The sequence below is a fragment of the Pseudorhodobacter sp. W20_MBD10_FR17 genome (genome assembly GCF_052119765.1).
In the GTDB taxonomy this organism is placed as follows: domain Bacteria; phylum Pseudomonadota; class Alphaproteobacteria; order Rhodobacterales; family Rhodobacteraceae; genus Pseudorhodobacter.
On the sequence record NZ_JBGQOQ010000027.1, the window covers coordinates 10,599 to 34,165 of the forward strand.

At 58.1% G+C, this 23,567-nt stretch carries 20 protein-coding genes, 1 tRNA gene and 1 CRISPR repeat array (1 of these 22 only partly in view); all 21 genes read right to left on the reverse strand.

The genetic code is table 11. The features are described from left to right. Positions 1-1,495: direct repeats of the CRISPR family, unit length 29 nt; unit sequence CGGTTCATCCCCGCACATGCGGGGAACAG (it extends 304 nt beyond the left edge of the window). Between the two features lie 81 nt (positions 1,496-1,576). Further along, entirely contained in the window at positions 1,577-1,864 is a 288-nt protein-coding gene (gene cas2e, locus ACEN2J_RS15945) for a type I-E CRISPR-associated endoribonuclease Cas2e (protein ID WP_442107103.1), read from the reverse strand. Beyond that, positions 1,865-2,806, reverse strand: coding sequence for a type I-E CRISPR-associated endonuclease Cas1e (gene cas1e / locus ACEN2J_RS15950; protein ID WP_442107104.1), 942 nt, complete (start codon positions 2,804-2,806; stop codon positions 1,865-1,867). Further along, complete coding sequence (gene cas6e / locus ACEN2J_RS15955) at positions 2,803-3,474, reverse strand: type I-E CRISPR-associated protein Cas6/Cse3/CasE (RefSeq protein WP_442107105.1); 672 nt, start codon at positions 3,472-3,474, stop codon at positions 2,803-2,805. The genes cas1e and cas6e overlap by 4 nt, the downstream gene beginning before the upstream one ends. Continuing rightward, positions 3,471-4,175, reverse strand: a complete 705-nt coding sequence (gene cas5e, locus ACEN2J_RS15960; RefSeq protein WP_442107106.1) for a type I-E CRISPR-associated protein Cas5/CasD — start codon at positions 4,173-4,175, stop codon at positions 3,471-3,473. Before cas5e ends, cas6e begins: the two co-directional genes overlap by 4 nt. Then, entirely contained in the window at positions 4,175-5,236 is a 1,062-nt protein-coding gene (gene cas7e, locus ACEN2J_RS15965) for a type I-E CRISPR-associated protein Cas7/Cse4/CasC (RefSeq protein WP_442107107.1), read from the reverse strand. The genes cas5e and cas7e overlap by 1 nt, the downstream gene beginning before the upstream one ends. Next, positions 5,233-5,730 (reverse strand): type I-E CRISPR-associated protein Cse2/CasB, encoded by a 498-nt coding sequence (casB, locus tag ACEN2J_RS15970; RefSeq protein ID WP_442107108.1) that lies wholly within the window; start codon positions 5,728-5,730, stop codon positions 5,233-5,235. Before casB ends, cas7e begins: the two co-directional genes overlap by 4 nt. Further along, positions 5,727-7,202 (reverse strand): type I-E CRISPR-associated protein Cse1/CasA, encoded by a 1,476-nt coding sequence (gene casA / locus ACEN2J_RS15975; protein ID WP_442107109.1) that lies wholly within the window; start codon positions 7,200-7,202, stop codon positions 5,727-5,729. Before casA ends, casB begins: the two co-directional genes overlap by 4 nt. Before the next feature lie 87 nt (positions 7,203-7,289). After that, a complete protein-coding gene (gene cas3 / locus ACEN2J_RS15980) occupies positions 7,290-9,746 on the reverse strand; it encodes a CRISPR-associated helicase Cas3' (RefSeq protein WP_442107110.1) in 2,457 nt (818 codons plus the stop codon). A 112-nt stretch (positions 9,747-9,858) separates the two neighbouring features. Next, positions 9,859-10,968, reverse strand: coding sequence for a hypothetical protein (locus tag ACEN2J_RS15985; protein ID WP_442107111.1), 1,110 nt, complete (start codon positions 10,966-10,968; stop codon positions 9,859-9,861). 69 nt (positions 10,969-11,037) lie between these two features. Beyond that, positions 11,038-11,247 (reverse strand): hypothetical protein, encoded by a 210-nt coding sequence (locus tag ACEN2J_RS15990; protein ID WP_442107112.1) that lies wholly within the window; start codon positions 11,245-11,247, stop codon positions 11,038-11,040. 97 nt (positions 11,248-11,344) lie between these two features. Next, on the reverse strand, positions 11,345-13,003 hold the full coding sequence (locus ACEN2J_RS15995; protein ID WP_442107113.1) for a tyrosine-type recombinase/integrase: 1,659 nt from the start codon (positions 13,001-13,003) through the stop codon (positions 11,345-11,347). 252 nt (positions 13,004-13,255) lie between these two features. After that, positions 13,256-13,468: a MerR family transcriptional regulator gene (locus tag ACEN2J_RS16000; RefSeq protein ID WP_442107114.1), complete on the reverse strand. Its 213-nt coding sequence runs from the start codon at positions 13,466-13,468 to the stop codon at positions 13,256-13,258. Between the two features lie 117 nt (positions 13,469-13,585). Then, entirely contained in the window at positions 13,586-14,455 is an 870-nt protein-coding gene (locus ACEN2J_RS16005; RefSeq protein ID WP_442107115.1) for a hypothetical protein, read from the reverse strand. Then, the gene (locus tag ACEN2J_RS16010; RefSeq protein WP_442107116.1) at positions 14,456-15,655 is read right to left on the reverse strand and encodes a tyrosine-type recombinase/integrase; all 1,200 of its coding nucleotides are present in this window, start codon (positions 15,653-15,655) and stop codon (positions 14,456-14,458) included. Between the two features lie 149 nt (positions 15,656-15,804). Further along, a tRNA-Ser gene (locus ACEN2J_RS16015) sits at positions 15,805-15,894 on the reverse strand. 81 nt (positions 15,895-15,975) lie between these two features. Beyond that, on the reverse strand, positions 15,976-16,695 hold the full coding sequence (locus ACEN2J_RS16020) for an alanyl-tRNA editing protein (protein ID WP_442107117.1): 720 nt from the start codon (positions 16,693-16,695) through the stop codon (positions 15,976-15,978). Then, a complete protein-coding gene (locus ACEN2J_RS16025) occupies positions 16,696-19,173 on the reverse strand; it encodes a DUF3772 domain-containing protein (protein WP_442107118.1) in 2,478 nt (825 codons plus the stop codon). Then, a complete protein-coding gene (locus ACEN2J_RS16030; protein WP_442107119.1) occupies positions 19,170-20,201 on the reverse strand; it encodes a cysteine synthase A in 1,032 nt (343 codons plus the stop codon). The genes ACEN2J_RS16025 and ACEN2J_RS16030 overlap by 4 nt, the downstream gene beginning before the upstream one ends. 129 nt (positions 20,202-20,330) lie before the next feature. Continuing rightward, on the reverse strand, positions 20,331-21,458 hold the full coding sequence (locus ACEN2J_RS16035) for a gamma-glutamylcyclotransferase (RefSeq protein WP_442107120.1): 1,128 nt from the start codon (positions 21,456-21,458) through the stop codon (positions 20,331-20,333). 1 nt (position 21,459) lies between these two features. Continuing rightward, complete coding sequence (locus ACEN2J_RS16040; RefSeq protein WP_442107121.1) at positions 21,460-21,900, reverse strand: TrgA family protein; 441 nt, start codon at positions 21,898-21,900, stop codon at positions 21,460-21,462. Positions 21,901-22,028: 128 nt separating this feature from the next. Further along, complete coding sequence (locus ACEN2J_RS16045; protein WP_442107122.1) at positions 22,029-23,444, reverse strand: cryptochrome/photolyase family protein; 1,416 nt, start codon at positions 23,442-23,444, stop codon at positions 22,029-22,031. Positions 23,445-23,567: the final 123 nt, after the last annotated feature.

Consider the following 23,567-nt stretch of genomic DNA (forward strand, 5'->3'; position numbering starts at 1 on the left):
CCGGTTCATCCCCGCACATGCGGGGGAACAGGCACTAACGGCGGAGGGCGTCACTAAGCCAGCCGGTTCATCCCCGCACATGCGGGGAACAGGTCACCTTCTGACGCGGATTTGATACCAAATTCGGTTCATCCCCGCACATGCGGGGAACAGAATGGACGGGAAACGCATTGCGTAAACACCGGCGGTTCATCCCCGCACATGCGGGGAACAGTCGTCGCAGGCTGTTGTTCAGACGCCTCTATACGGTTCATCCCCGCACATGCGGGGAACAGGCCGAACGCTCATTTGGCCAGCTGCGTTGACACGGTTCATCCCCGCACATGCGGGGAACAGCCGAACCTGACCAGTCACCGGCAATAATGAACCGGTTCATCCCCGCACATGCGGGGAACAGTCAAACGCGGGCTGCAAAACGGCAATCCCATGCGGTTCATCCCCGCACATGCGGGGAACAGGTCCAAGCCCGCGTGCTATCGCTGCCGTACAGCGGTTCATCCCCGCACATGCGGGGAACAGTTCAGGCGTTGACACGTGACCTTCTTGGGCTGCGGTTCATCCCCGCACATGCGGGGAACAGGAGCTTCTGGTCATCGCGGCGTTTAGGATAGTCGGTTCATCCCCGCACATGCGGGGAACAGGATGCGGGGACAAGGGCGAGGATTGCGGATTTCGGTTCATCCCCGCACATGCGGGGAACAGTGGCGGTTGTTTCCAGTCCCGTGGTTGTATCACGGTTCATCCCCGCACATGCGGGGAACAGCACGAAAGGATCGCCTCGATCCGCTGGCGGAGCGGTTCATCCCCGCACATGCGGGGAACAGTTCACCAACGGCAGCTTTTGTACGCGGGCCGCCGGTTCATCCCCGCACATGCGGGGAACAGGCAGGAAACCACGATGAAACCTCTACAGGTAGCGGTTCATCCCCGCACATGCGGGGAACAGGCCCGAGGGATCCCAAGCAGGCCCTGCGACGCCGGTTCATCCCCGCACATGCGGGGAACAGCCTCAATCGGCTCATTAGGCATTTACATATACCGGTTCATCCCCGCACATGCGGGGAACAGACCCACGGCGCTGCATCGTATGCGCGTGTGATCGGTTCATCCCCGCACATGCGGGGAACAGGAAAAGCTGTTTAACAATGATGGTACTCACCGCGGTTCATCCCCGCACATGCGGGGAACAGATGCCAAAGTATCATCACACATATATGCACCCCGGTTCATCCCCGCACATGCGGGGAACAGGTCTATGGGGCTAGGGGCGGCTGTAGAGGCTGCGGTTCATCCCCGCACATGCGGGGAACAGCAAGTCCAATACGGACGGAATAGCAGCAATGCCGGTTCATCCCCGCACATGCGGGGAACAGACCTTCCAGCGGTAAATCGGCGGGCTGTGGCGCGGTTCATCCCCGCACATGCGGGGAACAGTTTATACCATAATGCGGAAAGAGCCTCTGCACCGGTTCATCCCCGCACATGCGGGGAACAGACTTCCTGTAGATAATTGATCTACCAGGAAAATTACGATGTCAAAGAGCGTACCGATTTTATCGGCCTTTTAAAACGGCTATTATGACCGCTTATCTCCAAAAAAACTGACCAGCTTCAATCCGTCGAAATCCACCGGCACACGGCGGTTTTTGCCGGTTGTTAGAAAATCATAGCCTTGATCGGTTGGCGCTTTCCAGACCATGACGGCGTCGCCTTGGTCCAGCCCAGTCAGCACCTGCTCCCAGATCATCTCGCGGGTTCGGGTGGAGTAGTCGCCGACGTACACGCCCGCACGCACCTCCACCAACCAGGCTGCCAACCGCCCCCGCAGCCGAGGCGGCGCGTTAGAGATGACGACCACCATCATCTAGCGATGCCCCACGTCACCAGAGGGTGCAGGATCATCAAACGCGGGCGGAATTACATCTTCGGGCGATACTGGTTGCGGCAGTTCACCCGCCGAAAGCACCTCTTCAATCGCTGGGATAATCTTGGCCAGCAGCCCACTGCGACGGAACACATCGCGACAGGCAAGACGCACGGCACGGTCGGGTGCCATATCCAGCTTGTTGCGCGCCGCCTGCCCCGCGATGCGAAACGCCTCAGGCACCACAACTTCCAATTTGTAGAGATCGGCAATATCATAAACGAAGGACAAAGGTTTGCCGCTGTGCAAAAAACCGATGGCTGGGGCATATCCTGCGGCCAGAACGGCGGCTTCGGTCAAGCCATGTAGACACGCCGTCGCAGCGGAAAGGCAGCGGTTGGGGACGTCGCCCCCCTCCCAATCCTTGGGATCATAGCTACGGCGGGTCCATTTCACCCCATATTGCTGCGCCAGCAAAGCATAGCTTTCGCGTACACGCACCCCTTCAATCCCACGCAATTGATTAATTGATCTGCGCAGCGGCGCATCCTCACCAAAGCGCATCGCGAACATCTTACGCACTACCCGCAGCCGTGCGGTATCATCCAGCGCAATTGACGCTTGCCACAACAAGCGATCCGACCGCGCACCGCCGGGCTGCCCCGCAGAATAAAGCCGTACGCCCCCTTCACCCACCCAAGTAATCAAGGTGCCCACCCGTGCCGCCAATGCAATCGCGGCGTGGGAAATCCGCGCGCCCGGCTCCAGCATGATACCGGCCAGCCCGCCCACGGGGATTTGCGTGCGGGTGCCATCGGCGTCTACTGCCACGAAGGCCCCATCCAGCACATCCAGTTGCGCCCGTTCCACAAACACCAGTGATGCCCGATCTTTCAGCGGAATCGGGCGCGGGGGTGTAAGCCCTGGCAACTCGCCACTCATGACGCGCGGCGGATCATCATCAACCCGCAGCCAAAGGCTTTGGCCCGCCCGAACCCTAACGCCAGTTGCGCCACAAAGGCCGCAGGGTCGGTGATCTCAACCTCGCCAACCATGTCCAATACCCCGAATTGCGGCTGACCTTTACGCGGGCCGCGATACCCAGCCAAGGCCCGCGCAGCATAGCTTTGCACAACAACAGAACGCGGCACAAACCCCGCCGCATCTCCTTGTCGCGCCACCCAAGCAGCACCTTCCTGCTGGGCAATCGCATCCCGCGCCCCTGCCCGCTCACCCTTGGGCAAATCGTGCAGCGCGTCCATCACCACATCCACCCGCGCGCCCCCGCGCTTCATCCGCGTCGCATTTGCCCGCAACGCAAAAGCCAGCCGGTCCCCCACGGCCAGATCAGGGGTAAAAGGTTTCACCTCAATCGGATCAAACAGGTCAGTCTGCACAGGCGGGCGGCTAGACAGCGTGAAAAAAACACCCTCACGCTCTTCTCTCCATAGAAAATCACGGTCGCGGTCCGGCCCATCGCTGAACACCGCCCAAAGCAGCTTGTGATGGGCTACCACGCGGGCTCCCTCTTCCTCGGGGGAAATCAACGAGGATAATGCCTGCGCCGATGGGCTGCGTGATATCTCCAGCTTGCTTAAATACAATGTCACGCGGCCCCCTGCGGTTGAATGTTCACGCGGCGCAAGGCAACCTGGCGCGGCGCGAAATGCCAGTAGCAGCGATCCAGCGGCACGTCATGCACAGCAATCCGGTGGTTATCCTGCGGCGAGGCGTCGATTGCCATCAGGGCCGCACAGGTTGGCGCCCCATCAGGGCGGCACCGCAACCAAGGTGGCAGGGTCAGAGCTGCCAAGGCTGCCTCCGGCCCTTCGGCGCTCACAATCCGCGCGGCCAACGGGGCCGAAAGCGGGCAGGATTTCCGCCCCAGATACAGCGTGAACTGCGGGCGCGCCAATGCCGCACAGAGCGGCCCCAAATCACCATTCCACAACGCCACCCCATAAAGCGGTCCGGCCCGATAGTCGCGCAGGGTGATCGTGGTATTGGTCCGCTCGCCCGCCACGGCCAACGCCTCGGGGCGGGAGTTCGCAGACTTTACCACTGCCGAAGGGATGGTCTGCACCGTATGGTAGTCACGCAACGGCACACCTTCGTCAAAAATAGCAACCGCAAGCGACAGAGCATCCAGCCCCGAAAAATCCCCGCCACGTTTAATCCCCATTGCTGCCCCAACCAGCCCCAGAACGGCAGAACGCCCCGGCCAGCCCAATGAACCGCGACGCTCATGCCCCGCCAGTTCCCCGGTGGCCCCAAGGCTAGCGGTCAGCGTGAAAACCAAATGCGGCTGCATCAGACCGCCCGCACAGCATCACCGGCAAAGCGAACGATATCATCCATCTTCCCCCCTACCCCGACATGCATCACGCAGGCATCGGCCCAAACCTGACCATAAGCCACATCCAGATCGGCACGGGTCTTGTCCAGTGCCGCCACAGAGGTCTCCAGCCAAGGCTGCGTCTTGATGGGCGTAAAAAATGCCCCCGACAGATCGCGCGGTGCAAGGTCGCCGCATTCGGCGCGAATGTAGTAGGCGCGAGGGTGGTGCGCATGGCTGTTTTGCTTGCCGCGCGGGGTCGCTTGGGCCAAAGCGCGAGCCAAAGCCTCAATCCCTTTGACGGCAAGCGCTTTGTCTCCGCCCAAGTTGGCAATCAGCAGATCACAGTTCACACAGACATATTGATAGTAAATCCCCGACCCAAAAGCATGTTCGCCCAAATGGCCCGCGCCCGTCTCATCCGCCTTGTTCAGATCATCAACCGCCGAATACCAATCCTCTTCGGCCTGTGCGGCATGGGTGGTAATAGCATGGGCCACCTGCACCGCAGCTTCACGGTTGAAATCGGCATCATCGGCAAGCATCCGGCCAAACATTGCAATATCAACCGCCCCATCCGCGCGGCGCAGCACAAGCTTTTTCAGCTCCTTATCCTTTGGGACCTCTTCACCTGTAACGATTTTTTCGGCCAGCTCCATGGCCAAGCTCCACTCATGAGGAGAGATAAAGGTCAGAGTCGTCGCCACCTTGCCGCCCTCTTTCTTGGGCGCGTCCAACTTGCCAAAAATCACCGCGACCACATCCGCCGCTTTCCCAGCACCCTCGGCATCATGCCCTTTTGCCACAAGGTTTTCTACCAGCTTTTCATGCAAGCGTTTGGTGCGGGTACCGGTATGATCTGCCAGATCCAACGCGAAAAAGGCGCTTTGGCGGATCGCCCGTTTCAGCGATTGCGACGACATCCGTAGACGCGGCGCACCACCCAGCATTGCTTGCTTGGGCCGCCCCTGATCGTCGCGGTTGGGGTTAGAGGGGCCATAGCTGGTGAGCAAATGGAACTGCACGAATTGGGTCATTGGGTCATCTCCTTGCGCATATCTGCCGGGGTTTCAGCCCCGAAATACTGAAAACACCAGCGCGCGCGGGTCTTGTCGTTCCAAAACAACAGGTCCGCGCCAAGCGCTGCGATATTTGCCTTACCGTCGGCCATGCCAATGGCACGGCGCAACAATGGCACCAATTCATCGCCCTCTGCCCGCATCAGCCGTTGAAATCGCAACGTGGACAGAACTGGCTCTGCCCCTCCTAGACGCGCCGCCAAAGGGGCCGCCACATGATCGCGCAGCTCTGCCAACAGGCAGACCAGCCGCGCTAGGCGGGGCGCATCATTAGGGCCAAGCGACAAGGCGCGCGCGAGCTCCTGCACTTCGCGTTCCACCAGCGCCTCTATCGGGCCAGCCCGCCGTAACCGCGCCGCCAACGCGCGCGCGGCAGGCCGCTCTCGATCGCCAAGCGCCCGCCCCCACCAACCAAGAATAATCTGGCCGGGGGTTTTATCCTCGTCCGTCATGCTGCTTTTCCTTTCTTGGTTGCCGGGGGCTCCATCATCAGCGCCTGATAAATCTCGCGGCCATATTTACCGTAACCGTAGAAATTGCCCCCCAAAATCCCACGTGCGCGGATGATTCTAGCGATGATATCAGTTTCACGCTGGTCCAGCCCTGGCAGCGCCAGTGCCTCAAATTGTTCCAAAGCCTGCGCGCGCAACACCGCCAACCAATAGCGCGCAACCTCCTGTAGCGCCTGCCCCGCCTTCAGCGCGGCAATGCCTGTACCAAGCGCTGCTTCAGTTGCGTTATAAAACTGCTCTCTCTCACACTCCCGCGCCTCGCCCCCCGCCAAAACTGGCTCCAACGCCATCCGCAGCGCGAGCGAGGCCTGATCGGCGGCAAGGATCAACCCTTCCAACATCAAAGGACCATCGGCCTCCAACTCCAGATACGGCTGAACCGACCAGATGAAATCGCGCGGCTTCATATTGTCCATCGCCCAACCCGCTACAATGACCGAGGAATTGTCAAACAGCACCCGCCCCCGCCATTTGCGCAAACACGCTGCCCGCTCACGCAGCGTCCCGTCGGAAGCCTCGGCCAAAATGCCCAACCAATGCCTATAACCAAAACTGCCCGCGCGCGGGTGCACTGGCAACCAGATGTCGGCGACTTTTTGTCGGTAGTAGGGGGTCAGCGGGTGCTTCCATCCTGCGTAATTGGTGCCCCAAGGCTTTTGGATCACACCCGTGATCTGCCCGCCTCCCTCGACCAGACGCAACCTGCGTGGCATTCCGAAAAACCCTTCGACCCCGAAAACCTGCCCTTCTGGCGGCGCGGTTTCCAGCGCTTTGTCAGAAACGCGCGTGGCCCGCATCCACGGCAAATCGGTCAGCTTACCCGCCGCGCAATCTGGCACATTGGCCCAGACCAGCGACCAAAGCCCCTGCCCCGGATCGACCAGCGTGACCAAAGGCCCACCGCCCCGCATTGAGGTGCGATTGCCAGCCCCACCCGCAGGGGCATGGGCCTGAAAGGTAAACAGCGCCATGGCCGCCAAGGGCAAGGCAAGCGCAGGATAGCGGCCGCGATGTACCATCAAATCCGCATTATTCTTGGCCGCATTCGCGCCTGCGCTGTCAATGAACAACATATCCGGCGCATTCGGCTGGCCTTCTAACCCACCAAGTTCCTGCAAAAACAGCGGCCCGTCGCCGACCAGGTTGAACGCGGGCACAAAAGGGGCCAGCCGTTCGTGCAACCGCGCCGGATTGGCGCTGCGCCTTGCATCCCAATCCTCGACATCCGCTGGCGGGTCAGCCAAAGCCACAAGGCCGATCAGCAATTCAAGACACGCAATATTCAAATCCGGGCGCGGCCAATCTGGGCGCAACACGCCCGCCTCTGCCATTTGCCACGGCGCAATAACCCGCCGCGACCCATCTTCACAAATAACTGGAATCCAAGCATCATCAATCAAATTGAGCGACAAAACACCACCCTCAACACATCTAATACGGGAAGAAGACCACTTAAAAACAACCCTGTAAAGTTAAATTCTGTCGGATATGCGGTTTGCCTAGTCCCAAACCAACCCAAGCGTGGCGTCATAGCGCAATCCCTCGCAAATCCGCCCCTCCTCCCCCACCGGGCAAAGCCGCATCTGGCTGCGCTTCCATTCGGGCCAATCGGCGGTGATGGCGGCGATTTCCGAGGTGGTTTGATCGGACAAGGGCAAGGCATCCAGCCGCGACAAGGCCGCCGAAACCTCGGACAGCGTCCAAGCCTCCCACGCTTCCCCTTCGGCCCATGGCACCAACTGCCCCGCTTGCAGCCTTGCCAACACCAACACGCGCTGCATCTGTCCCAGCCGTGTGGGATAATCCGCATCATCATCGCCACGGCCCGCCGCGCGAAACCCTTCCTCCAGCCGAATGATGTTATGCGCGGCATGAGTCCGCTCGGCCTGCCCTTTGCCTTGCGCTTGTTGTTCGGCCCCCGTCAGCGCGTCAGGAACATCACGGGCCTGCACCCCATGCACCGCCTCAATCAAGTCGCGCAAGCCACCCGGGGCCACAATCTGCCCCACCGCAAACAGATGATCCGCCGTGCGCCACTGGTCCGCCACCGGATACACATAGGCCCCACGGTCCAACACACCATGCAACCATTTATCATCCCGCACCTCTGTCGGATCAGGTGAGATGACATACAACACAGGAGCCGCCACTGGCCTGCCCGCAGCTGGTCGCAGATCCATATGCCGCCACAAACGCCCTGCCCGCTGGATCAGCGCCGCCATCGGGGCCAGATCCGACACCATCACGTCAAAATCCAGATCGAGTGAGGATTCCAACACCTGCGTTCCGACCAAAACGCGCCCTGCACGGCCCGTGCCATCCTTGCCAAACCGTGCCCGCGCGTCGGCCTCTATCCGCTTGCGATCACTCAACGCAAAGCGCGCGTGCAGCAAATCCGCCGCAACCCCACGCGCCCGCAACGCCGCTACCGCCGCAATCGCATCATCCACCGCGTTGCGCACCCAAACACAGGCCGCACCTCGTGAAGCTGCATCCACCAACAAATCGACTGCCGCATCCATGCTGCCGAGCCGTTCCACCGCGACCGCACCTTTCGCACCAGTTTCTTGCGGTAAATCATTGCGCGCAGACCCAGCCGCCAGGGTCAGTGCCGGATAGGCCCGGCTGTTAGCTGCCCCGCCATAAATTGCCAGCAACCGCGCCCTTTGGGCCAAAGGCAGCGTTGCCGTCAGCAATATGGCCGAGCCACCCGCCGCGCGATGCATCCGCAAAAGCTGCTCTAACTCAGCCCCTATATAGGGTTCGCCCAACTCATGCACCTCATCCACAATCAGAATTTTCGACGACAGCCCAAAATGCCGTAGCGTTTGAAACTTGGTAGGCAAAACCGCAAGCAAGGCCTGATCGATTGTGCCAATCCCGACATCCGCCAAAAGCGCACGCCTGCGCCCATCACGCAGCCAATCAGTACAGGTCACATCATCGGGACTATACGCCGCAACGGGGAGCAAGTCGCGAAACGATTGCGACAAACCCGCGCGGCCATGCGCCAAAGTTACGCAGGGGGATGCATCAAACATACGCCCCACAACATCAACGGCCCGTGCAAACATCGCATCCGCTGTCGCCATCGTCGGCAAGGCAAAGAACAGCCCGCCCCCCTTGCCCGCCATCAGCATCCGCTGTGCGAGGATCAGGGCCGCTTCAGTTTTACCCGCACCGGTCTCGTCCTCAATCACCGCCAGCACCGGTCCGTCCTGCAACGCGATCTCGGCACAGGCAGACTGCATCGGGCGCAACGCAAAATCAAACATCTGGGTATTGCAGGGTGCGATGTCGGCCAACCCCGCTTCCCTTACCGCAAGGAGAGCATTCTCGCGGGCATGGCTCAGATAGCTTGTCAGTGGCATCTCGCGATTGCACGGTGCAAACCATTTCGTGTTGGACCCAATCCAATCCGCTGCAGTCACCAACCCCGGCAGCCACCAAGACAGCTCTATCGCGCGCTGAAGGGTCACTCCGTCCAACCGCGCTTCTGGCCACAACGCCAATACCTGCCTCAGCGCGGTGCTGGCATCACCCTGCCCACTGCCCGCCGCCATCATCGCCCGCCGAAACGCCGAACCCGCCATGGTGGGGGGCCGCCCGTGATGGCCTGCGCTGGCAGCATACAGCACTTCGCGCACCCGAGGCGTCCCGCCCAACTGCGCAGAAAGGGCTTGGTCATTGGCCAACAGATAGACCTCTGTCAGCTCCCAATGGCGGAAAGGTTGCGCCACACCCTCACGCAGCATGCGCCGAAAACTATCACTGACTTTGCCAAGGTCATGCAAAGCGGCCAGAAGCACAAAAGCATCACGCAGTGGTACCGGCAACACAAAACGTGCAGTCAACAGCTCGGCAACTGCCGCCACATCCAGCATATGATAAACCGCCGGATGCTCCACCCCGCCTTCGGATTCTGCAGATTTACCCGGCCACTCAAAAATAGTCATAAATTATCACCATTTCTTTTATTTATCATAAACTTGCATGTTTCTCGACCAACACAACTGCATCGCGCTGTCCGAGACAAAGCGCCAGGGGGGTAGCCGCAACGGGAAAGTGTCAGTTGCGCTTTAGAGTCTTTCCCCCCTCGCTCGCGATCTTCAGCGTACCGCCTGATGCAACGAGCAGCAGCGTCCATGTCGAACGCCCCGACGCTTTAGCTCCGCGCTGTGGCGAGGCCGCAACCCACGCAATCGTAGACTCTATGGCGCAACCTTCTGAGCTGCAATCCATGCGAACGCTTCCGGGTTCGACCAAGTAGTCACGGATCGGCCAACGTTTGGCAAAAGCTTTCTTATCGGCCATCACCTCAGCATGAGACATGCTTTTCCCGAAAAAATCCACGCCAGGGGCGTAATAAGCGGCCAGTCGTGGTAGGGCCTGTTCGTTTGGCAAAGACCAGTCGCTGTTGATGGATGCCAAAAGGACGACGGCGGATTCTTCGATTGTTGGATATTTCGGCGCAACTGGGGGTGTCACCGATGCTGGTAAATTGGCAACCGTGGCAGGGGCGCGCAAACTATCGGGGCGCATGCTGCTAATCGGTGTTTGTGAAAGAAAGGCGTTCACCTCCGTCACCCGCGCGTTGAAAGCAGTGTCGTCCAGTCCCAAGTTAAGTCGTGCTTTTTGGGCACCACTAAAGTAGTAAATGTCCTCCGTGCCGAACATCTTTTCATAGACAAAGGGGGGGGTGTCGAATTGGTTCATGATGCCGATAATGTCTGCTGTGGTGTATTGTGTCACAGCGGTCGTCACACTTTGAGAGGTAGCATTGTCGGCGTCAGGCCCGCCCGAGTAGAATTGATGAACTCCTAGTTCACCAAGAAGCAAACGGCTGGTACCGCCTAGGAAAATGTTGGCGCAGGAAGACTCGCAACTTGCGCCTTCTGGGACGTATGTTCCTATTTTGTTATCATGTAGGATAGCAGCGATCTGTAGCCCCTCGTAAAGGTTTCCTCCCGGACTAGCCGTCACAACAAGATCGATCGCTTGATCGCGCATGGCGCGTCGCAGTTCGAAAGAATCGTTACTTTTGATATGGCCCATCAAAAACAGCACGTTAGGAACGTCGTGACTGTATTGAAGGCTCCCGTAGGTTAAGGTGTCCGCGGTAGCCAATTCGGCGCTGATGATAGACGCTGCCATCGCAACGTTGCGTAAGAAAGACATTGGGGCATCGCCTTGGTTCAAGTAGATTTCAGGTACAGGAAGCACGGACTTCCCTACAATTCAAGTTTTTCACACTCCAGTCTCGATTTTGAGACGACGCCTATGCGACGTGGCGCAAGCTTCCATCGCAACGAAACACGGCGTGTAATCCGACAAAAGCTGGATAAGCCGTGACCGCGACACTGATTTGTTGAAAACAGCGACGCCATCGATCTTGACGCCGCAACCTTGAAAACTGTTCTTGGCAAGATCGATCGCCAATATGCTAATATCCGACATGGATGCCTCCCTCTTGGTGGTTACAACAAAAACATCTTGGCCCAATTGATGCCGCTGGGTGGGGGCATCCACCGCATCAGTTCATTTTGCCAGGACTTCAGCCCAAAGCATTAAGCCGCCCTCGCCTACTCAGCAACTCAAACAGATCTTCCAAGAACGCATCCTTTTGCTCGTCGGAGAGGCTCTTGACGATAGGCGCACTCCCATGCGCGATGCTTGCCAAGACCTCAGCCCGCTGAACTTCAGAGAACTTCGCGTAATGCGTCTCAGTGATACGTTCGCTTTCGTGCCCCATGTTTTCGGACCAAGCGCGCCTTTGGGCATGGGTCAGATGCTTTTCGTCCCGCAAAGAACCAATAGTGTGCTTCGCACTATGCGGCGAGTAATTGTTGGCTCCATTTCGGCAGGCAATAGCGAAAGCTTCCGAGGCGGCGTGTTTGGTGAGCATGACAGGGATTGGCTTGCGGTTCGGAACGACCGAAAGGCCGTGGCTAAACAGGTTTTCGGCACTTGGAAACAGCGCATCTTCATCGCGATAGTTTAACGCATGTAGGGTTTCGTACCACCGCACTACTTCTTCAGCGAAGACCGGAGGTATCGGAAACCACGAGATATTGGCGCTTTTGCCGTTTTTGGAGCGTAGCGTTGTGCCATCCTGGATGACCCGTTGCCCCGCTACATCCACATGTTTCAAGCGCAATGAGATAACCGTATCTGCGCGCAAAGCGCCAAGAAACGCGATGGCAAAGATCGCCCGCGCCCGCCGATCATAAAGGGACGCCGACGGCATCGCCAACAGCAAGGTTTGTGCTTCGTCGATTGTCGGAAATGCCCGCAACACGCGCATCGGGGCCGCAGCAAATGCCGCCTTTGGTAGCTGGAAATATGCTGACAGATCCTTGGGAAGCCGCGAAAAGCTGTCTTGCTTTAAGCACCATTCGAAAAAAGAGACGAGATGCGACGCGCGGTGTTTTACCGTCGAAGTGGAAAGGTTGTCGTCTTCATCCTTGCGCACCCGCCGCTTTAGATCATCGCGAACCCTTGCGGCGTCCTCGACCGTGTAGTGCTCAAACAGCTTTCCCCCACAGATTTCGTCACAATACCGGATCGCCGAGAGATGGCCATCGACCGTCTTATCGTCAAAGCGCCCTGAATAGGTCAACCATTTGTAAATGGTCCGGTCATTGGCGAGATAGAGCTTTGGCACGAGCACAGCCGCTTCAATCCCAATACCACCTGGGATTTGATCTTTCTCTTCGTGTAGGCGTTGCCTGCTGGAGTTTGGATTGCGACAATCCAAAACAATGTCGCGATCCGCCGCATTTGATAGCTTATAAAGCGGGTTTTCACAGTCAGGACAGACCGCAATATACATGTGCTTTCCAGATTTCGCATCTAAGTCTCGGACTGTTTCAACATCCGGAAAAACCGCCGCCTTGCATCCAGTGCAGTGAAACTCGCCCGCCCGAAGATTCTTGCGTGAACGCTCTCGGCGCTGGAGATGGAAGTGTTGAAGCGACGCGCCTTGAAACACATAGGGACGCAACAGATCAGAAGGCTGCAATCCCTCGCCAACCCAGTTCGAAATGGTATTGGCGCTGACATCAAAGAGCCGCTGAATATCCTCGACGTTGTAAACGCGGTTCTTTTTGAGCGGCACACCTTTATAAGACCGAGCCATGTTAGAACCCTCCTTTATTATGACGTTTCGGGTTTGATTTTGATTTTTGTGCGTGTTCGAAGCGCACGAGGTCACTGAGAATCCATCGCGTCGTGCCGGGTGTAAGTCTTATGGGCTTTGGAAAATCAGGGTCTTTTTTGACCCAGCGCCACACAGTTGATCGGAAGACTTTGTACCGATCCGCAACGTCCTGAACGTTGCAGTAGCTTTCCACGCACTGTGCGCAGGAAGTTTTCGCTTTGGGCGCGGGCTTCCTTGCAGGTGGGGGCATCTTGCGCGGCGTTTCAGAGAAAAGATCGGCCTGAGCTTGGGAAGGTTGGGCAACCATCACTTCACCTCCAACGATAGAGGTTCGACCTTACAGCCCTCGGCCCAAGCATTCAGGTCAGCGCCGAGATAGATGATCTTACGTCCGAGTTTGTAATAGGCGGGCCCGTTACCCTTGTGACGCCACTGCGCCAGCTTTTCACGATCCCCGATGACGTCGAGCTCGGGATCGCCCAGCACATAGGTACGATTATGTTGAAAAAGATTGGCCACGTTCTGGTCACCTCTGGTTTGTTTGAGGGTTCAGAACTGCACTTGATGAGGTTCGTTTTTGAAGACGGGCAAAAGGGACAAAACTCTAAACGACTTTTGTCCCTAGTTTTGTCCCATTTAATCCGGAGTTTTGTCGGTCGCGTTTACAGGCATTGAAATCGCGCGGCGCAGTGTTTTCACGGAAAAGGTCATCCGCGTTTCTTTTTCGAGGACTCTGCTTAGTTCCTTCATCGTCACACTATGCCCGTCAGGGTAGTGAAGATGATAGGCTTGTGAGATTGCTGCGACCTTGTTTGGTCGCCCCATGCTTAAGGGTTTCTGCAAGGTTAGATCACCAAGCTGCGGCAGTTCGAGCGCGTTGAGGACCAAGTTACGCCATTTACGGGCTGCTTTATCCTCAATGCACAGCGCGCTGCCGCGAAAAGTCGCGATCATGCGCGGTAAATAGTGCTCATCGATGACGTCGCAGATCCAAGGTGGCGCATCATCGGGCACGACATAGCGACCACGCTCAAAAGCGAATGGCAAAGAGTGAAAGTATATACGTTTAGAAACCTGGCCGTCCGATCCACCAAACTGCGCGTTCCAATCACTGAATGTCTGGGTTGTAACGTTCCATTCCTGAAAATGGTCAGATCCGATCCTGCGCAGCCAGAAGCCGTCCACACCTGCTTCTGTCGGATTGCGCGCAGCAAGAAAACTCTCAAAGGGCGACATCTTCGCAAAGAGCCTTGAGCGGGCCCCATCCGGCGCTGTTTCAAGTTGCGCTACGCGACCATCGGCTGCAGCGGCAAAGACGCGCATGTCCGATAATGTCGATAGAAAAACGTCCTCGCAATAGTCATCGGGAGAGCCGAAGGTCTCGCCTAATTGGAAGTCGCTTTTCCCAAACTGATCTATCGCGCGACGGCTAAGCGGCACACGGTACTTGGCAAAGAATTCCTTCCAAAGTTCAGCAAGTGTGACGTAGCCAGCAGGGCAAAACATTTAAGTATTTCCTTCCTTGCACATGGGATTGCAGCCGGATGAGACAAATTGCGACCATTGCGCCATCAGCATTCTCCGCTTTTCCAGCAAATCAGACCGCGCATAGGCGCGTTCCACATCATTCCCCACCTTATGCGCCAAACTCATTTCCGCAACCTCGCGCGGTGCGTTTGCCGCCTCAGAGGCCCAATCGCGGAAAGTGGACCTGAACCCATGCACAGTGACGCCTTCAACAGCCATCCGGCGCAACAGCATCAGCATGGCCATGTTTGACAAAGGCTTGTGCCGCTTTTGGCCTTCAAACACATATTCCGATTGCATCGCACGCAAGGGTTCGATGATCGCCATCATTTCATCGGTTAACGGCACCCGATGAACTACGCCGCCTTTCATCCGATCCGCAGGGCAGGTCCACAACCTCGCCTCAAAATCAACCTCGCCCCATTGCATCCCCAAGACCTCGCCCGTGCGTGATCCTGTTAGGCAGGTGAACATCAGCGCTTTTGCGGCCATCGCATCACGGGTTTTCAAATCGGCATAGAACGCAGGCACATCTGCCCACGTCATCGCGCTGTGGTGCTTAGGCTTGGCCTTCACCTTGGGCAACACTTGGGCATCGTGGATCGCAATCACGGGGTTTTCACCCGACCGGAAGCCCTTTGACTTGGCGACATCCAGCACGATCTTAATACGCTGCGCTAAACGTCGCGCAGTTTCATGCTTTTCGGTCCAGATAGGCGACAGGCACATCAGCACCTCCGGCTGACCAATGCTATCAATCGGCATCCGCCCGATCTTGGGAAAGGCATAGTCGCGCAAGGTGTTGATCCATTGCGCACCATGCTTGGTGTTCTTCCAAGTTGGCATCCGGTCAATATGAACTTGCCCCGCGACTTCCTCAAATGTGGGTATCTCACGAGTGGCATTAAATCGGGGGTTCAGGCCTTGTTTAGCCATGCGGCGATATTCCAGCGCGCGTTCCCGTGCCTGGTTCAGCGTGACCACATCGGCCCCGCCTAAACCAAAGTCAGTTCGCAAAGGTGCGCCTTTGGCATTCTTCTGGCCTTTGACCACAACCCGCACGATCCAGCGCCGTGCACCCGATGGATCAACGACCAAATTCAACCCGCCGCCATCGCCATGACGCCCAGCGCCCAGATTCTCCACCAGCTTCTTTGTCAGCTTACCAGTCAGGGCCATAGGTCATACCACATTTCATACCACTCAAGAAAAGCATACGAGGCCAATCGAAAGAAATCCAGAACAATCAAAAAGCGCAAGAAAGCCCAATGAAATAAAGAAAAAAGGCCGCCCAAGGCGACCCATTAAAATCATCAAAAAAGGTAATGTGGCGGAGCGAGAGGGATTCGAACCCTCGAGACGGTTCCCCGCCTACACACTTTCCAGGCGTGCGCCTTCGACCACTCGGCCACCGCTCCGTTATGGGGTCTTTAGCCTGCATTTATGGGCGCTGACAAGGGGGACAATCCACAATTCATGCGATTGCGCGCCCAAATACTTCAATCAACCAAACTTAGGCTAATACGGCGGTTCTGCCGCCCCTTATTTTCGACTTTTCCGAGGACCACCCGGCCAATTTCACCGGTGCGCGAGACATGGGTACCACCGCAAGGCTGCAAATCGATCTGCCGTTCAGCGTTACCGATGCGCACCAAACGCACGCGGCCTGTGCCCACGGGGGGCATAACCGACATGGTTTTCACAAGGCCGGGATTGGCCAACAACTCTTCATCCGTGATCCAGCTTTCTGTCACCGGAAAATCGCGGTCGATCAAGCGGTTCAGCGCCTCTTCGATCGCGTGCATATCGCGGGGTGCCTCGGGCATCGCGAAATCAAGCCGGCCCTTTTCGGCCGTGATTTGCCCGCCGGTCACCGGCAAGGGAATGACCACCGACAGCAAATGCAACGCAGTATGCACCCGCATGTGACGGTGGCGACGCGGCCAATCCAAAACTTGGCGAACCATGGTTCCCACAGCAGGCATTTGGGCAGGCGCGGCCGCCACAAGGCCCACTTGGTCAGTCCCCACTTTAACGGCCGTTGCAATCGGCAGGATCTTATCCTCCCACAGCAAATGCCCGCTATCGCCCGGTTGACCGCCGCCGGTTGGGTAGAACACAGTTCGATCCAATACAATCGCGCCTTCGGGCGTATGCGCCACGATCACGGCTTCGGCCTCGGATTGATAGGGGTCGGTGCGAAACAACAAATCCGTCATCTACAGCTCCTTGCGCGGCAAACTTGGTTTGTGCACCTCCTCGACCGGCTCAACCAAGGCCACCGGCTCTCCGGGTTGGCGCGCGGGTGCCGCCGCCAGTTGGGCCAAGACCTCGGGGTTGCGCAACCAGATGTCACGCTGCCCGAAGGGTATTTCAATCCCCTCTTCGGTAAAGCGGCGTGCGATCTCGTGGTTCATCTCGGACCGAACGGCCATAGAGAAATTCACATCGCGCAAAATCACCCTGATCTCAAAATCCAGACTATCTGCGCCGAAATCAACCAATAGAACATTTGGCGGCGGGTTTAACACGGCAAGCGGCTGCGCCTCGGCAATTTCGCGCAAGATCGTCTCGACCTTGCGGGTATCGGTGCCATAGGCAACGCCGACCTTTACGATCAAGCGCCCTGACAGGTTAAACCGCGTCCAGTTCGTCACCATGCCGGAAACAAAATCCGAATTCGGAACAATTACATCTGTCCGGTCAAAGGTCTGGATACGGGTCGAGCGCACGGAAATCCCGCTGACGGTGCCCATCACGCCGTTTACCTCAATCCAGTCGCCTTCGGAAATCGGCCGCTCGATCAGCAAAATAATGCCCGCGACAAAGTTTGAAACGATGTTCTGCAAACCAAAACCGATACCGACCGACAGCGCACCAGCCACGATCGCAAGGCCCGACAGATCGATGCCCGCAGCCGTCACCCCGATCAACGCCGCAAGGAAAATCCCGATATAGCCAACGCCCGCGACAATCGCGTTCTGCCCGCCTTGGTCCAGGTTGGTCTTGGGCAAAATCGTCGTTTTCAACGCCCCTTGCAGCAGACGTGTCACCAAGAACCAAAAGCCGAACACCACCGCCAGCAAAACATAATCTGATGGCGAAATACGGGTCTCGCCAATCTGAAACCCGTCGCGCATTTTAGTGAAAACTTCGGTCAGGTCTGCGATCCGTGCGCCCCAAATCAGCGCAAAGAACGGGGCCGAGGCAAAGCTAAGGAAAAAGCCGATCAGCACGGGCACCAGCGCATCGCGCCCACGCTCATCCGAACGGATAACCACCGAATAAATCGCCCCGACAAGGTTTTGCAGGGTCAACAGAAGCCCGATCAACCCGAGCGAGGCCACCATCGGAAACACCAAGCCTTGCGCCGCAGGAATATAGCCGATTGCTGCCAAGAACGGACCAATGACTGCCGCAGCCATCGCAGCGCGCGCGACTAGTGAAATCAGACGTGTCGCAAAAGATTGCGCTGTATTCAAATCCTCTTCGTCGCCTTGCTCTTCATTCGAATTGCGCAGCAGCAGTTTGCCCAAACGGAACAGGAAATACCCAGCAACCAAGATCGTCGGAAAAGACAGGATCGAGTTGCTTGCCTCGGTCAACTGACCGGCAGGCAAAAACGCTTTGCGCAGCACCTCAAAGCCCAGCACCAAACCCAAGGCTTGCGCCAGAAACCGGCCCTTGGCGCGCGCCGCCGTCGACATACGCAAATGCGTCTGAACACTGTTAGCACGCGGAAAATTGCTTGATCCGATCCAACGCGCGACAAACACAATGACGCCAAAAACCACCAGTTCGCCCGCGACAACCTCGCCCAGCGGGCCAAGCATCCCCGACATGATCGCGGCGGTTGAAAATGCAAGCACCCCAAGCGTCGGGATAACAATCTGGCCAAGTGAGGCCACAAAGGCCCAAATCTCACGCGCGTTGGACTGCCCGCGCTCTAACAGACGAAAGGCAACGCCTTCAATCAGCGCCCTGCCCCGTAGAATGGTAAGCGCCGAGAATAAAAGCAGAAAAACAATCGGCGGCAATTTATCCAACGCTGTCGCGCGCTTGGATTCGTCTTGCCAGTTCGTCGTCAGTTCATCCGTCAACCCCTTGGCCGATGCCAGTACCGAATCCATCGCCTCGGGCCAAGCCGCCGGATTTAAAGGCGTTGGCCAAAGCTGCAGCAGCGCATCGGTCTGGCGCTCACGGACCAGCACATCAATTTCACGGATCAGGCCATCGGCACGGCTATAGGCCTCGACGGCGGCAATCGATGGTGCCTGCAAGACAGTCAGCTGCTTGCCTAGATCAGCCCGACGCGCGGCGATATCTTTGGCCTCGGTCGTGCCTTCTGCCGGCGCCGGCCCCAAGGCGTCAATCTGCGCCCTGATCGTCGTCAAACGTGCCGCGTTTGTGCCTTGCGCCGCCAAAAACTTTTCACGCCAAGATGCGATCTCGCTGCGCAATGTCTCTAGCCGGATATCGGTAGAGTTGGGATCGCCAATCAAATCATCTGCCGAGGTCGCAAATTTTTCCCACTCGGCATAATCCAGCGGTGCCTCAACTTCTTCGGCGTCCGGGTTTACGCCGGTTGTCAAATTGGTCTGTGCCAAAACCGGCGCGATGCTGCCAAAACCAAGCAGCATCGCCACAGTCAGCGACAGGAAAAAGCGTGCGATTTTACGATCGGCTAAATGCTTCATTCTTCGAACACAGCCGGAATATCGCGCGGGCCTGCGTCCAGCCATTTTGGCACAGGCAGGCCTTTGGAATGCAGGAATTCCGGGTTAAACAGCTTGGATTGATAGCGCGTGCCATAGTCGCACAGAATGGTCACGATTGTATGCCCCGGCCCCATTTCGCGCGCCATCCGAATGGCCCCTGCGACGTTGATACCCGACGAGCCGCCAAGGCAAAGCCCTTCTTCTGACAGCAGGTCAAACACAATCGGCAGCGCCTCGGCATCGGGGATGCGATAGCTGTAGTCGGGCTTTAGCCCTTCCAGATTGGCCGTGATCCGCCCTTGGCCGATGCCTTCGGTGATCGACGAGCCGGGGCTGTCCATGATGCCTGTGGTATAAAACGAATGCAGCGCCGCGCCCTCTGGGTCGGCCAGCCCGATTTTCACGCCCTTGGGCTGCAAAGCAAGCGCCATACCAGCCAAAGTGCCGCCAGACCCAACCGCGCAAATGAACCCGTCAACCTTGCCGCCGGTCTGTTCCCAGACTTCGGGGCCTGTGGTTTCCACATGCGCCTGCCGGTTGGCCGTGTTGTCAAACTGATTGGCCCAAATCGCGCCATTGGGTTCGGTTTGCGCCAGTTTGGCCGCCAAACGCCCGGAATAGCGCACATAATTGTTCGGGTTCTTATAGGGCGCGGCAGGCACCTGCACCAATTCTGCGCCCGCAAGCCGCAGCATATCTTTCTTTTCCTGACTTTGGGTTTCAGGAATAACGATCACCGTGCGAAACCCCATCGAGGCCCCGACCAGCGCCAAACCGATGCCGGTATTGCCCGCAGTCCCCTCAACGATCGTGCCGCCGGGTTTCAGCAGCCCTTTGGCCACGGCGTCCTTGATGATGTAAAGCGCTGCACGGTCCTTGACCGATTGGCCGGGGTTCATAAACTCGGCCTTGCCCAGAATTTCGCAGCCCGTCTCCTCTGACGCTTTTTTCAGGCGGATGAGGGGGGTTTTGCCAATAGCATCGGCCAAATCGCTGTAAATCTGCATCTGCGCATTCCTCTTATCTTTAAGGCCATGTGTTGTGGTGGCCATTATCCTTGTGATTTATCTACGGCGTGGGGGCCCCAAACTCAAGCGTGACACCACCAACAAACGGGCCATGGCCCTAACATTGCCTCACGTTTCTGTGCGCGCCGCCTCGGCCATCAGCCGTGGGCGTTCGCGCGCTAGCCAGTAATAGCTTAACAACAGCGGCGCGGTTGTGGCCTCGCCCTGTGCTACAAGTGCTGCAAATGCGGCAAACGTCAGAATATGGCCCTTGATATCCTCGGCCTCGCTCGGCTCCCCGCCCAAAATAGCGGCCTCATCGGGCAGGTCAGTCATGGCAACATAGGAATAAACATACTCGGTTTTCGCGCCCGGCGACGGGTAATACGACCCGATCGGCAGCAATGCCCCAAGGGTCAGCCCTGCCTCCTCAACAGCCTCTCGCCGCGCCGCGGCCTCGGCCGTCTCAAACGGGTCAATCCGCCCTGCGATCGGCTCCAACTGCCACGGCTGCACATCGCCCCGCGCAAACGGCCCCACGCGAAACTGCTCCACACACAGAACCCTATCGCGCACGGGGTCATAGGGCAGCACCGTCACCGCATCGCCAGATACAAAGACCGCCCGTTTGACCATGGGGCTTTGTCCGCCGTCAAACTTTTTGAACGACAGGTGGTATTCCTCAACCCCAAAGAAATCAACATAGGCAAGCGATTGGTTTTGCACCGTAACATCCGCTGCTTGCGTCACCCGCCGCTGCTCATTTGGTCCGGCCTGCCCTGCCCGTATCCGGCTTGCCCCCCGCACCAACATCGGCCCCCGCCGCGCGGGCGCAATCGGCGCAGGGTATAGCGCCATCACATCCTCCGCAGTGGCCACAATAACCTCGCCACAGCGCGTGGCCCAATCGCTCAGGCTCCATGCCGCACCCGCCTGCCACAAACCGGGGGTGGGCACATAAACCCGCGCCTCCTGCGGACCCTCTGCCAATTGCACCCGACAGGCCTGCAATTCATAGCCAAACGGCCCTTCATAGTAATCCAGTCGCGCCACATCCTCATCCGTCAAATCGGTCAGCAAAAGCCCATCGGCCTTGGCGTCTTGTACCCGTTCGATCAGCGGAAAATCATGCCCCTCGGCCCAGAAAACCGCATGGTCTGGCAGCTTTGCGGCAAAGGCGGCAGGCGCGCGCCCCAACACAAGGTGCAAAAGCGTGGCGTGGCACAGCGTGCCATAAATAAAAAGCGGCGTCGTCATATCATTCCCACCGTTTCTTGGCCCATTCGGCGCCAAGCCCACCCAAAATACCGCCAATAATCAAAACGCTCAGGACCTGCACGGTAAAAACCAACAGCCCATGCTCAATCGCCAGCGCAACGATGTCGACAATCGCCTCCATCGGGCTGCCATACCGCATCCTATACGCCTTGCGGACCATCAAAACGATTGAACAGATCAACAGAGCCCAAGCTGTAAAGGTGACCGAGGTTCTGATCCCCGAACCGACGGCCCGCTGATAGCCAAGCCCAACCAGGCCGCCCATCACCCGCCAGCCAGAAATCACACCGATTACGATACAAATTGCGTTGAATTGGGCGTATTGCGTGCCCTCTGGCATCCCCAGCTTAAACGCTTGTGCGGCCATAAAGGCGACTGCCCCGAACCAAATGGCCGCAATCAGTTTTGAAATGGTCGGCATAGGGCCCCTGTCTGACTGTGCTGTAACGCCTGTTCTATGGCGCGCGCTTTGGATTGCATCGCACCACAGTTTCCGCGTTCAGCCATCCAAGCGCAAGGCCCCAGATTTGAAAACCCCAAAGGCCAGCGTCAGTCCTTATCGCGCGCCGCATAGGCGTCAAGCGCACGCTGCCGACCCTGCGCCAATGAAATCATCCGCTGGGGATAGGCCTGCCGCGCATCCAGCCCCCAAGCGCGTGGTACCGCGTCAAAATAGCTCAAAGCCTCGCGCCCCGGTACGCGCGCTAATTCGGCAATGAAACGGTGGCGATAAACTGCCTTGGCGTCAAACTTTGTCGCCTGCGTTTCGGGGTTAAACACCCGAAAATACAACGCGGCATCTGGGCCAGAACCAGCAACCCATTGCCACCCCATCGCATTCGCAGCCACGTCCCAATCGGTCAAACATTCGGCAAACCATTGCTGGCCCACGCGCCAATCAATCAACAAATGCTTGGTCAGATACGAGCCCGCGATCATCCGCGCGCGGTTGTGCATCGTGCCTGTCACATACATCTCACGCATGGCAGCATCGACAAAGGGCTCGCCCGTCATCCCACGCCGCCAACGCTCGGCATCTTCATTGTCGCCGCGCCAGCCAAACCCGTCCCATGTCTCGCGCCAATTGCGGGTGGTGATATGCGGCGAATGATGCAGCAAATGATAGGCATATTCGCGCCAAACCAGCTCTTTCAGGAAATGCTCGGCCCCTGCGCGCCCTTCATGTAGCGCCAGCATACCGCCGTGCCACACGGTCCGCGGGCCAATCTCGCCATAGGTCAGGTTTTCTGACAGGCGCGAGGTGGCCTCTACCGCTGGAAAATCGCGCCGCTCTTTATAGCCGTCAATCGGACCCTCCAAAAACGTCGATAGGCGCGCTTGTGCAACGGCTTCACCCACGCCCACATGCTGCGCCACAACCTCCGCTCCGCGCTGCATCGCGCGGCCCAACTGCCAATCCTCCAACGTATCACTGGCCGGCCAAACCGCAGGCCTGCGCAACCGCACAGGCGCAGGCAAAGGTACGGCCACATCCAGCCCCTTTACCGCCCGCCAAAACGGCGAATACACCTTGTAAAACCCGCCCTGCCCTGTGGCCACTGTCCACGGCTCAAACAGCAAATGCCCTGCATGGCTATGCGCCTCGATCCCCGCCGCCCGTAAGCCAGCCTTGACGTTTGTATCCCGCGCCTTGGCCTCGGGGTCATAAAGCCGCGCCCAATGCACAGCGCCCGCGCCCACCTCGGATGCCAAACCTTGCAGCACGTCCAACGCCGCCCCGCGCCGAAAGATCAGCCGCGCGCCAATCCCTTCTAATGCTCGCGCAAAAGCCGCCAGCCCAAGACCAAGCCGCCACTTGGCCGCCGCCCCCAAGGCCTCTGTCTCGGGGTCCAGCACAAACACCGGCACCACCGGTCTCCCCGATGCCGCCGCCTGCGCCAGCATCGGGTTATCCGCAAGCCGCAAATCCCTGCGTATCCAAACAATCAAAGGGCTATCCGTCATAGGCTCCATACCAATCTAATCGCAGTCATTACGGCCCAACGCCCCGAACAGATCACTCCCCCTCATCATCTGTTCAAAAATATCCTCGGGGGGGAAGGGTTTGCCACCGCAAACCCTGTTGGG

Bases quoted from the DNA above. Each gene is read 5' to 3' on its own strand.
- cas2e (WP_442107103.1), bottom strand. From the start codon at position 1,864: ATGATGGTGGTCGTCATCTCTAACGCGCCGCCTCGGCTGCGGGGGCGG.
- cas1e (WP_442107104.1), bottom strand. From the start codon at position 2,806: ATGAGTGGCGAGTTGCCAGGGCTTACACCCCCGCGCCCGATTCCGCTG.
- cas5e (WP_442107106.1), bottom strand. From the start codon at position 4,175: ATGCAGCCGCATTTGGTTTTCACGCTGACCGCTAGCCTTGGGGCCACC.
- cas7e (WP_442107107.1), bottom strand. From the start codon at position 5,236: ATGACCCAATTCGTGCAGTTCCATTTGCTCACCAGCTATGGCCCCTCT.
- casB (WP_442107108.1), bottom strand. From the start codon at position 5,730: ATGACGGACGAGGATAAAACCCCCGGCCAGATTATTCTTGGTTGGTGG.
- cas3 (WP_442107110.1), bottom strand. From the start codon at position 9,746: ATGACTATTTTTGAGTGGCCGGGTAAATCTGCAGAATCCGAAGGCGGG.
- ACEN2J_RS15985 (WP_442107111.1), bottom strand. From the start codon at position 10,968: ATGTCTTTCTTACGCAACGTTGCGATGGCAGCGTCTATCATCAGCGCC.
- ACEN2J_RS15990 (WP_442107112.1), bottom strand. From the start codon at position 11,247: ATGTCGGATATTAGCATATTGGCGATCGATCTTGCCAAGAACAGTTTT.
- ACEN2J_RS16005 (WP_442107115.1), bottom strand. From the start codon at position 14,455: ATGTTTTGCCCTGCTGGCTACGTCACACTTGCTGAACTTTGGAAGGAA.
- ACEN2J_RS16010 (WP_442107116.1), bottom strand. From the start codon at position 15,655: ATGGCCCTGACTGGTAAGCTGACAAAGAAGCTGGTGGAGAATCTGGGC.
- ACEN2J_RS16020 (WP_442107117.1), bottom strand. From the start codon at position 16,695: ATGACGGATTTGTTGTTTCGCACCGACCCCTATCAATCCGAGGCCGAA.
- ACEN2J_RS16025 (WP_442107118.1), bottom strand. From the start codon at position 19,173: ATGAAGCATTTAGCCGATCGTAAAATCGCACGCTTTTTCCTGTCGCTG.
- ACEN2J_RS16030 (WP_442107119.1), bottom strand. From the start codon at position 20,201: ATGCAGATTTACAGCGATTTGGCCGATGCTATTGGCAAAACCCCCCTC.
- ACEN2J_RS16035 (WP_442107120.1), bottom strand. From the start codon at position 21,458: ATGACGACGCCGCTTTTTATTTATGGCACGCTGTGCCACGCCACGCTT.
- ACEN2J_RS16040 (WP_442107121.1), bottom strand. From the start codon at position 21,900: ATGCCGACCATTTCAAAACTGATTGCGGCCATTTGGTTCGGGGCAGTC.
- ACEN2J_RS16045 (WP_442107122.1), bottom strand. From the start codon at position 23,444: ATGACGGATAGCCCTTTGATTGTTTGGATACGCAGGGATTTGCGGCTT.